6 protein-coding genes are annotated in these 11,122 nt (G+C 65.7%); 4 read left to right on the forward strand and 2 right to left on the reverse strand.

Features of this window, described 5'->3' with window-relative positions; translation table 11 throughout:
- Positions 1 to 326: M48 family metalloprotease (locus LL06_RS21485; protein ID WP_244447202.1), on the reverse strand; the 326-nt coding region annotated here is incomplete at its 3' end.
- Between the two features lie 355 nt (positions 327 to 681).
- Between LL06_RS21485 and LL06_RS21490 the strand changes: the two genes are divergently transcribed.
- Positions 682 to 1,800, forward strand: a complete 1,119-nt coding sequence (locus LL06_RS21490; RefSeq protein ID WP_052161806.1) for an aminotransferase class I/II-fold pyridoxal phosphate-dependent enzyme — start codon at positions 682 to 684, stop codon at positions 1,798 to 1,800.
- Between the two features lie 161 nt (positions 1,801 to 1,961).
- Here the strand turns inward: LL06_RS21490 and LL06_RS21495 are convergent, their stop codons facing one another.
- The gene (locus LL06_RS21495; protein ID WP_035531704.1) at positions 1,962 to 4,901 is read right to left on the reverse strand and encodes a ribonuclease E/G; all 2,940 of its coding nucleotides are present in this window, start codon (positions 4,899 to 4,901) and stop codon (positions 1,962 to 1,964) included.
- Positions 4,902 to 5,791: 890 nt separating this feature from the next.
- On the opposite strand from LL06_RS21495, the gene LL06_RS21500 reads away from it, so the two are divergent.
- From LL06_RS21500 to prfB, 3 genes are all read left to right on the forward strand, one after another.
- A complete protein-coding gene (locus tag LL06_RS21500; protein ID WP_035531709.1) occupies positions 5,792 to 6,964 on the forward strand; it encodes an N-acetylmuramoyl-L-alanine amidase in 1,173 nt (390 codons plus the stop codon).
- A 222-nt stretch (positions 6,965 to 7,186) separates the two neighbouring features.
- On the forward strand, positions 7,187 to 9,637 hold the full coding sequence (locus LL06_RS21505) for a penicillin-binding protein 1A (RefSeq protein WP_035531706.1): 2,451 nt from the start codon (positions 7,187 to 7,189) through the stop codon (positions 9,635 to 9,637).
- A 120-nt stretch (positions 9,638 to 9,757) separates the two neighbouring features.
- Positions 9,758 to 10,886, forward strand: a protein-coding gene (prfB, locus tag LL06_RS21510) for a peptide chain release factor 2 (RefSeq protein WP_152599718.1) whose coding sequence is annotated in 2 segments (ribosomal slippage) — positions 9,758 to 9,826 and positions 9,828 to 10,886 — 1,128 coding nt in all. Because the reading frame shifts where the segments join, the coding sequence is not laid out codon by codon here.
- Positions 10,887 to 11,122 lie beyond the last annotated feature (236 nt).

An 11,122-nucleotide genomic window follows, 5' to 3' on the forward strand; every position in this document is an offset into this window, starting at 1 on the left:
GCGGCGATCTGCTCGCGCAGCCTCTGCTGGTGTCCGCCGGCCAGATGCCCGGCCTCGTGGGCGATCACGCCGATGATCTCGTTGGGCACGGTGGCCGCGGTGAGCGCGCCGGTGTTGACGAAGATGCGCTGGCCGTCGACGAAGGCGTTGAAGCTCGGATCGTTGACGAGCACGATCTGCACCCGGCTGGTCTTGAGCCCCGCCGCCTTGAGCACCGGCGTGGCGTAGTCCCTGAGCAGCGTCTCGACCTCGGCGTCGCGGACGACCTGAACGCCCTGGGCATGGGCGGGCAGCGCCAGCGCGCCCGAAAGCACCACGGCGGTCATGGCGCCACATGCCCGGCGGACGACCCTCGCGGGATATTCCCAGGAACTGCTCACCATATCGTCTCGATCCTCGTCATGCGCATGAAAGGTAATGCCTTGGTCGGGAAAAGCAATCGCCGAAACCCGGCGCGCCTTAGCCTCGCGCACTTGTGATGCACATGACAATCAGGCATTTGTGCGGCTGTCCGCGGGCGCGGCGCCTCCCGGGCCGGCTCCGCCAGGGGTGCGGCATTCCGGCGCTGGCCAGGCGGCGCCCGGGGCACTATGCACCCGGGCAAGGCCGGTTGAGGGCAGTGAACATGGAGTTTGGCAATTGACACGACACCGCAAGATTTCGGTCGAGCCGTTTCACGCGATGGACATCCTGGCCGAGGCAACCCGGCTAAAGGGCGAGGGCGGCGATGTCATCTCCATGGCCGTGGGCCAGCCGGCCCATCCCGCTCCGGCCGCCGCGCTCGCCGCCGCGGCCCGGGCGCTCGAGAGCGGACGCCTGGGCTACACCGATGCGCTCGGGCTGAGGAGCCTGCGCGAGGCGATCGCGGCGCGATACCGGCATGTCTACGATGTCGACCTCGATCCCCGGCGCATCGCCGTGACCACCGGCTCGTCGGCCGGGTTCAACCTGGCGTTCCTGCAACTGTTCCATCCCGGCGATCTCGTCGTCATCACAAGGCCGGGCTACCCCGCCTACCGCAACATCCTCTCGGCCCTGGGGCTCAAGGTGGTCGAGATCGCCGTCGACGGCTCGACCGGCCATGCGCTGACACCCGAGGCCATCGAGGCGGCCGAGCGCGACCTCGGCGCGCGCGTTGCCGGCGTGCTGATCGCCAGCCCTGCCAACCCGACCGGAGCGGTGCATTCGAGGGAGGCGATCGCCCGGCTCGACGCCTGGTGCGCGGACCGGCATGTCGCCTTCATCTCCGACGAGATCTATCACGGCCTGACCTGGAGCGGCGAGGAGACGACGGCGCTCTCGGTCTCCGACAATGCGATCGTGATCAACTCGTTTTCCAAATATTTCTGCATGACCGGCTGGCGCATCGGCTGGATGGTGCTGCCCGAGGATCTGGCGCGCCCGGTCGAATGCCTGGCGCAGAGCCTCTACATCAGCCCTCCCGAACTGTCGCAGATCGCCGCCGAGGCCGCGCTCACAGGCATCGCAGAGATGGAAGAGGTGCGCGAGGGCTACCGGCAGAACCGGACCTTGCTCGCCGAGCGGCTGCCGGCGCTCGCCCTGCCGTTCGCGGCGCCGATGGACGGCGCCTTCTACGCCTGGGTCGACGTCTCCGGGCATACCAATGATTCCATGGCGTTTGCCCGGCAGATGCTCAACGACATCCATGTCGCGGCGACGCCGGGCAGGGATTTTGATCCGGTCGACGGCGCCCGCTTCATGCGCTTTTCCTATGCCGGCAGCCATGACGACATGACCCGGGCGCTCGACCGCATGCAAGGCTGGCTCTGCAGCCGCTGACTTCTGCCTGCCTAGCGTGATTCTGAGTAAATTTAGGAATAGCAACCGCTTGCGGCCGTTTCCGGATGTCCGAACGGGCGCGAGTAGTGCCTCTGCCCATCTCCGGACATGAAAAAACCGGCGGTCGCCCGCCGGTTTCTCGTCAATCGGATCGGCTTGGCTTAAAAGAAGCCGCGCTTCTGCCACCAGCCGCCCTTCTTGGGCTTGTCGCTTTCTTCCTTGGGCTTGGAGGAAGAAGAGGTGACCACCGGGGCCGTGGCGATCGCCGCCAGGTCGGTGCGCGCACGCCGGTCGGCAGCGCTTTCCTTGGCAGGCGCCTCCTGGGCCGGCTCGACCGCCGACGGGGCGGCCTCAGCGGCAGCTTCGCCGGTGTCGCTCGCCGGCTCCGCTTCCGCGGTGTCGGCGGCAGCTTCCTCGGAGGCAGAAGCGGCTTCCGCGGCTTCCGCCTCGGCGGCCTTCTCGGCTGCGATCTGCGCCTTGGTGCGGCGCGGACGCCGGGCAGGCTTCTCGGGCTTTTCGGCCGGCTCGGCTTTTTCGGCCACGGGGGCGGTTGCCATCGCGGCTACCGGTGCGTCTGCTGCGACCTCATCGTCGGCCGCGGCTTCGTCCGCTGCGGCTTCACCCGCGTCGGACTGCTCGCCGGTGTTCTCGTCGCCATTGTCGGCGGCGTCAGTCGAGACCGGGCTGCCATCCTCTTCGCGATTGCGGCGTCCGCCCCGCTTGCCGCGCCGGCGGCGCTTGCCGCGGCGCTGCTCGTCGCTGTCGCCGTCCTCGGAGCCCGATGCCTGCGCATCGCCGTCGGAGGCGGCATCGTCGGAGTCGTCGTCGCCGTCATCCATGTCGGAGCCATGGTCCGCCGAGGCCGACTGGTCGTCGGAGGTGCCGGTCTCGCCGTCGGGCTTGCGGCCGCCGCGCCGGCGCCGCCGGCGCCGCTTCTTGCCCTGGCCGTCTTCGCGTTCGGGACGGTCGGCGGCAGGAGCGCTGGCCTTGGCTTCGGAAGCCTCTTCGGTCTCCGTGCTCTCCTCGTCGGTCTCCTCGACGAAGTCCATGTCGTCGTCGTCTTCCGGATAGGAGGGGGCATTGACGGTGATCTGATCGATATTGACCGGCTTTTCCACCGCTGCGCCGCGATCGATGGCGAAATGGTTGGCGCCGACGCTCTCGTCCGCCGAGAAGCTGATCGAGACGCCGAACCGGTTTTCCAGATCGACGACCGTGTCGCGCTTGTGGTTGAGCATGTAGAGCGCGGTGTCGGCGGTCGTGCGCACGATGATGTCATGCGTGGTGTTCTTGAGCAGATGCTCCTCGACGCCGCGCAGCACGTGCAGCGCCACCGACGACTGCGAGCGGATATGGCCGTTGCCGCCGCAAGTCGGGCAGACCTGCATGGTGCTTTCGAGCACCGAGGCCCTGATCCGCTGCCGCGACATTTCCAGAAGGCCGAAATGCGAGATCCGGCCGACCTGGATGCGGGCGCGATCGTTCTTCAGGCAATCCTTCATCCGCTTTTCGACCGCACGGTTGTTGCGGTTTTCTTCCATGTCGATGAAGTCGATCACGATCAGACCGGCGAGGTCGCGCAGCCTGAGCTGGCGGGCCACTTCCTCGGCCGCTTCGAGGTTGGTCTGGACCGCCGTGTCCTCGATCGAGTGCTCGCGGGTGGAGCGGCCCGAGTTGACGTCGATCGCCACCAGCGCCTCGGTCTGGTTGATGATGATGTAGCCGCCGGACTTGAGCGTCACCTGCGGCTGCAGCATCTTGTCGAGCTGGGCCTCGATGCCGGAGCGGGCGAAGATCGGATGCAGGTCCCGGTAGGGCTGAACCACCTTGGCGTGGCTCGGCATCAGCATCTTCATGAAGTCCTTGGCTTCGCGGTAGCCCTCTTCACCGGAGACCATGATCTCCGAGATGTCCTTGTTGTAAAGGTCGCGGATCGAGCGCTTGATCAGGCTGCCTTCCTCGTAGACGAGGCTCGGCGCCGTGGACTTGAGCGTCAGGTTGCGCACGTTTTCCCACAGCCGCATCAGGTATTCGAAGTCGCGCTTGACCTCGACCTTGGTGCGGTTGGCGCCGGCGGTGCGCAGGATCACGCCCATGCCCTTCGGCACCTCGAGCTCGCGGGCGATCTCCTTGAGACGCTTGCGGTCGGGCAGGTTGGTGATCTTGCGGGAGATGCCGCCGCCGCGCGCGGTGTTGGGCATCAGCACCGAGTAGCGGCCGGCGAGCGACAGATAGGTCGTCAGCGCCGCGCCCTTGTTGCCGCGTTCTTCCTTGACCACCTGGACGAGGAGGATCTGGCGCCGCTTGATGACTTCCTGGATGCGGTACTGCTTGCGCGGCTTGCGCTGCGAGCGCGTCGGAACTTCTTCCATAGCGTCTTCGGAGCCGACGGATTCGACGGTGTCGTCATCGCCGCTGGCATTTTCGTCGTCGTCATTGCCGTTCCGGCGCTTGCGGCGCGAAACCGGCTCGGAGATTTCCTCGGCTTCGATGTCGGCCGCCATTTCGGTCGGTTTGTCGTCGCCCGATTCGGTGGCCGAGCCGTCGCCGTCCGCCGCCGTGTCGTCGAATGCGGCCGATGTCTCGTCCGTCTCGGCCTCGGAGGCTTCGGTGTCCTGAGAAGTGGAGCCGTCCGCCTTGGCTTCGTCGCCGGTCTTCTTGCCCCGGCGGCTGCGGCGCGGGCGCGACTTGGAGGACTTCGCCTCGTCGCTGCCCTCGTCGGCCTCGGCGGGCTTCGCCTTCGACCGGGACTTCGCCTTGCCGGGGCCGGGTTCGGCTTCGTCGGCGCTTTCGAAGTCGGGATCATTGTCGGCGTCTTCGGCTTCCGCCTGAAGCAGCGCCTGGCGATCGGCGAGCGGGATCTGGTAATAATCGGGATGGATTTCGGAGAAGGCCAGGAATCCGTGGCGGTTGCCGCCATAATCGACGAAGGCCGCCTGGAGCGACGGCTCCACGCGCGTCACCTTGGCCAGGTAGATATTGCCGCGGATCTGTTTCTTGTGCTCAGACTCGAAATCGAATTCCTCTATGCGGTTTCCACGAACGACAACGACGCGGGTCTCCTCGGGATGGGAGGCGTCGATAAGCATTTTCTCTGCCATAGAATGTAAGCTCCTCGGCGCGCCTCCGACGTCATCGCCCGCCGCCCCGAAGGTGGGGGCAGGGAATGGTCGGTTGGGCAGGCGCCGGACAAAAGATTTTCCGGTGCTCGGCGTGGGGCGGTGCGCAGCAGACCGTCGACAGGGGCGGATGACGCCCGGGGCCTGTTGACATTTGGAGAGATCCGCATTTGCACCATAAGAGCCGGCCGGAATTTCATTTACGTGTAGTCCTTGCGGACCGATGAAAACCCCTGACGGGGTGTGCGGCGAAAACGCCGCCAAGGTTGTGGCGGTAACCCTCGCCCGCCGGGTTTAATCAGTGTGCTGGCCTCGGTGCGACCAAAGGCAGACATGCCTCGCCGCATTTTCGGCCATATTGCCTTGCAGGAGCAGACGGATCGGGTTCCCGACATGGAAACGGTGGTCCGGAAGCTCCGGGGAAGGTATTTGAATAGACGACGGACGATCCGTACTCCTGGCGCCGTAGGCCCGTTGAGGGCGGCGGCCGGAAGGGTGACAGTTCTATCCCGTCAATACACTTACCCAATGATGCTTCTATGGCGAGACAAGCCATCTGGCAAGCTGAAAACATCTTTGCAACCATTCGCCCGGGCACATTGCCGGGGAGGACTGCCGTTGGGGAAGTTTTTGCGCCGGCTAACATGGTAAACGGACGGTTAACCGGATTGCGCGACACTGGCGCCGGATCAAAAAGCCCGCCCGTGTCGTCAAACAGCCATCGTCAGGGCGCCGGTTGGCAACGGAAAAATCGCCGAGTCGCGGCGAGTGAGGATCAAGGCAGGCGAATGCGGTTGTTCGCAAATCATCAGGATCGGAAAATCGGCGGAGCGCGGGCAGCGGCGCGTCTGTGCGCCTGTCTTGTGGCCTTCATGATCGGCGCCGCCGGCGCCTGGCCAGCGCCGGCGCGGGCCGCGCCGGACGATGCCGGGACGTCCCGCCACGTCGCCATCGCGGCGCGAATCGCCGGCGACGACAACCGCGTCCGGCTGGTGCTGGATTTCGAACGCAAGCCGGACTTCGCGCTGCGCTATCTCGAAAACCCCGACCGGGTCGTCATCGACCTGCCGGAAACGGTCTTTGCCTTTCCGGACGACGCCTTGCAGCCGCGCGGGCTGGTCTCGTCGCTCCGCTACGGCAGTTCCGGCGAGGGCAGGGCGCGCATGGTGTTCGAGCTGGCCGCACCCGCCCGCATGGAGCTTGTCGAGGCCACCGAGGAGGCCGAGGGCTCGATCCACCGGCTGGTGTTCGACGCGGTCGCCATCGACCGCGCGGCGTTTTCGACCCGCGTCGCCGAATCGGTCTGGAGCGATTCCGCCAAGGACCCGGCCAAGACCGACGCGTCCCCGAGCGACACGCTGACGATCGTCATCGACGCCGGTCACGGCGGCATCGACGGCGGCGCGGAAGGGCCGGCCGGCTCGATGGAAAAGGATGTGACGCTCGCCTTCGCCGAGGCGTTCAAGGCGGCTCTCGAGCAGGAGGACGGCATCCGCGTCGCCATGACCCGCACGGACGACAGCTTCCTGTCGCTGTCGGCGCGGGTGCGCAAGGCGCGCGAGGAGCAGGCGGATCTGCTGATTTCGCTGCACGCCGATTCGATCAACATCAAGTCGCTGCGCGGGGCGACCGTCTACACCCTGTCGGACAAGGCCTCCGATGCGCTGGCGCAGTCGCTGGCCGACCAGGAAAGCGGCGACGAGGCCATCGTCGGCGCCAGTCTCGACGATGCGCCGGAGGCGGTCGCCGCGATCCTGGTGGATCTCGCCCGCACCGAAACCCGGGTGTTCTCCACCGGTCTCGCCCGCCAGGTGCTTCAGTCCTTCGAGGGGCAGGTCAAGCTCATCAACAATCCGCTGCGCCATGCCGGATTCAGGGTGCTGCAGGCGCCCGATGTTCCCTCGGTTCTCGTGGAAATGGGCTACCTGTCCAACCGCGAGGACGAAAAACTGCTCACCGACGAGGAATGGCGGCAGGACACGGCCCGGCTGTTGGCGCAATCGGTGCAGAATTACCGGAAAACGATCTTGGCGGGCAGGCGATGATGGCCGATAAGGGGAGCACGGAGTCGGCCCTGGACCGGCAGTGTGACAGATTGGCAACGACCACCCGCCCGGTGCCGCGCCGGACGGTGCGCGCTGCAACAAATCCGGGCGCAAGCCCTATTTTACTCACATTGTCCGGGCTAACCGGACACATGAAATGGTCGGCCGGGGTCGAGGCGCTTGGCCCGCTGGTCAACATGAAAAGCAAACGGTAGCTGGCTGATGATACGATTGATTGGATATTTCTTCGGGATTGGGGCCGTGCTGTTCCTGATCGTCGCGGCCGGCGTCGCCTGGTACATCGGCGATATCTCCAAGGATCTGCCGGACTACGAGGTTCTCAACAGCTACGAGCCGCCGGTGACGACGCGCATGCATGCAGCCTCCGGCGAGCTGATGGCGGAATACGCCCATGAGCGCCGCCTGTTCCTTCCGATCCAGGCGATTCCCGACCGGGTGAAGGCTGCGTTCCTGTCGGCGGAAGACAAGAACTTCTATTCGCATCCCGGCGTCGACCCGGTGGGCCTGGCCCGCGCGGTCGTCAACAATATCCGCACCGGCGCCCGGCAGGGCGCCTCGACGATCACGCAGCAGGTGGCCAAGAACTTCCTGCTGACGTCCGACCAGACCTATGAGCGCAAGATCAAGGAAGCGATTCTCTCCTTCCGCATCGAGCAGGCCTATTCGAAGGACCGCATCCTCGAACTCTATCTCAACGAGATCTTCTTCGGCCTCAACGCCTACGGCATCGCCGGCGCGGCGCTCACGTATTTCAACAAGTCGGTCAACGAGCTCACCATCGCCGAGACCGCCTATCTGGCGGCGCTTCCCAAGGCGCCCTCCAACTACCACCCGTTCCGCCATCCCGACCGCGCGGTCGAGCGCCGCAACTGGGTGATCGACCGGATGGTCGAGAACGGCTATGTCAGCGCCGCCGACGGCGCCGACGCCAAGAAGCAGCCGCTCGGCGTGACGCCGCGCAAGACCGGCTCCTATCTGTTCGCCTCGGAATTCTTCGCCGAGGAAGTCCGCCGCGAGCTCATCAGCCGCTACGGCAACGACGCGCTCTACGAGGGCGGGCTGTCGGTGCGCACGACGCTCGATCCCCGGCTTCAGGCCTTCGCCCGCAAGGCGCTGCAGAAGGGCCTGATGAGTTACGACGAACGCCGCGGCTTCCGCGGTCCGGTCAAGAAGATCGACGTCTCGGGCGACTGGGGCAAGGCCCTGAGCGAAATCGATCCCCTGCGGGACGTGCCCGAATGGGAGCTCGCGGTCGTGCTGTCGGCCGCCGAGGACAAGGTCGAGATCGGCTTCCGCCCGGAACCTGAAGTCTCGGGCGCGGTGGGCGAGGAACGCCTCACCGGGACCATCCTCGCCGAAGACATGAAATGGGCCTACCGGCTCAATCTGCCCGACGAGAAGGCCCGCAACGTCAAGACCGCCGCGGAGGTTCTCAATCCCGGCGACGTCGTCTATGTCGAGCCGTTCGAGAAGGAAGGCGTGCAGCACTTGCGCCTGCGTCAGCCTCCGAAGATCCAGGGTGCGCTGGTGGCGATGGATCCGCACACCGGCCGCGTGCTGGCCATGGTCGGCGGTTTCTCCTTCGCCCAGTCCGAATTCAACCGCGCCACCCAGGCCCAGCGCCAGCCCGGCTCCGCCTTCAAGCCCTTCGTCTATGCCGCGGCGCTCGACAACGGCTACACGCCGGCCTCGGTGATCCTCGACGCGCCGATCGAAATCGTCTCCGGCGGCGAGATCTGGAAGCCCAAGAACTATGGCGGCGGCTCCGCCGGCCCGTCGACCCTGCGGCTCGGCATCGAGCGCTCGCGCAACCTGATGACGGTGCGGCTCGCCAAGGACATGGGCATGAACCTGGTCGCCGAATATGCCGAGCGCTTCGGGGTCTATGACGACATGCTCCCGGTGCTGGCGATGTCGCTCGGCTCCGGCGAAACCACGGTGATGCGCATGGTCTCGGCCTATTCGGTGCTCGCCAATGGCGGCAAGCAGATCAAGCCGTCGCTGATCGACCGCATCCAGGACCGCTACGGCAAGACCATCTTCAAGCACGAGGAGCGGACCTGCGACGCCTGCGTCGCCTCGGCCTGGCTCACCCAGGAAGAGCCGGAAGTGGTCGATACCCGCGAGCAGGTGCTCGACCCGATGACGGCCTATCAGATCACCTCGATGATGGAAGGCGTGGTCACCCGCGGCACCGCCGCGAGCAAGGTCAATCTCGACCGCCCGACCGCGGGCAAGACCGGCACCACTAACGAGGAAAAGGACGCCTGGTTCATCGGCTACACCGCCGACCTGGTGGCGGGCGTGTTCATCGGCTTTGACAATCCGACCCCGATGGGCCGCGGCTCGACGGGCGGCGCTCTGGCGGCTCCCGTGTTCAACGAGTTCATGCAGGCTGCGCTTGAAGGCACCAGGCCGGCCGACTTCCGTGTGCCCGAGGGCATGAAGCTGATCGCCATCAACCGCAAGACCGGCATGCAGGCGTTCGAGGGAGAGGCCGACGTGATCATGGAAGCCTTCAAGCCGGGCACCGGGCCGTCGGATGTCTACTCGGTCATCGGTCTTGAGGATTATGCCACCGGCGAGGCCATCACCACGATCTCGCCGCAGGCCAACCAGGCTGTCACCACTGGCAGTGGCGGGCTCTACTGAAGAGCCCGCCTGCGGCCTTAAAAACAGCGGTGACACCGGCTTTACATCGCCGGGACGGGACCTTATGGTCCGCCCGCCTTGGCACAAACACTGTCTGAAACCACACGGAAGCCCTATCCCATGCGCGCGGAAACCCAGGTCGTTGTCGACGAAATCAAGCAGGCCATAAGCCTGCTGAGGAGGCATCTTTGACTGGGAACCTGCTCAGAAACGCCTCGATTGGCTGAACGCCAAGGCCGAGGATCCGGCGATCTGGAACGATCCCCAGGAAGCCCAGAAGCTGATGCGCGAGCGCCAGCAGCTCGATGACGGGATCAACGGTCTGAAGCGCCTGGAAGCGCAGCTCTCGGACAATCTCGAACTCATCGAGATGGGCGAGGAAGAGGGCGACACGGCGATTGTCGGCGAGGCCGAGGCCGCGCTCAAGGCGCTGCGGACCGAGGTCACCCGCCAGCAGATCGAATCGCTGCTCTCGGGCGAGGCGGACGCCAACGACACCTATCTGGAAGTCCATTCCGGCGCCGGCGGCACGGAAAGCCAGGACTGGGCCAACATGCTGTTGCGCATGTACACCCGCTGGGCCGAGAAGCACGGCATGAAGGTCGAGCTGATGGAAATCCACGACGGCGAGGAAGCCGGGATCAAGTCGGCCACGCTGCTGGTCAAGGGCCACAACGCCTATGGCTGGCTGAAGACCGAATCGGGCGTCCACCGGCTGGTGCGCATTTCGCCCTATGACAGCCAGGCGCGGCGCCACACCTCGTTCTCCAGCATCTGGACCTATCCTGTGATCGACGACACCATCGTCGTTGACATCAACGAGAGCGACTGCCGCATCGACACCTACCGCTCGTCGGGCGCCGGCGGCCAGCACGTCAACACCACCGACTCGGCGGTCCGCATCACCCACATTCCGACCGGGATCGTGGTGCAGTGCCAGCAGGAACGCTCCCAGCACAAGAACAAGGCCAAGGCCTGGGACATGCTGCGGGCGCGGATCTACGAGGCGGAGCTGAAGAAGCGCGAGGAAGCCGCCAGCGAAGAAGCCGCCTCCAAGACCGAGATCGGCTGGGGCCACCAGATCCGCTCCTACGTGCTGCAGCCCTACCAGTTGGTCAAGGACTTGCGCACCGGCACCGAGAGCACCAACCCGCAGGGCGTGCTCGACGGAGACCTGGACGAGTTCATGGAAGCGGCGCTGGCCCAGCGCGTCTATGGCGGCGCCGCAGACGTGGCCGACATCGACTGAAATTCCAGGCTTTTGCAACGACTTTGCGCGGCGCCCGCCAGGGTCGCGCCAAGCCGGCCCGTGGCTTGGCGGACGCGACGTTTTTTGGGCGAAAATCTGGCGCAGGAGCCGCGAATGTGGCCATGCCGCCCGCGAAAACTTTAAATCTTTGTAATTGGAAAAGCAGGCCGGCGCGGCGCTAGTCTCCCTCCTGAAGCCGGATCGAGCCGGTGAACGGAGCCCGGACTTCGTTTGCG

The sequence above is a fragment of the Hoeflea sp. BAL378 genome (assembly GCF_000759435.1).
Lineage (GTDB): Bacteria > Pseudomonadota > Alphaproteobacteria > Rhizobiales > Rhizobiaceae > Hoeflea.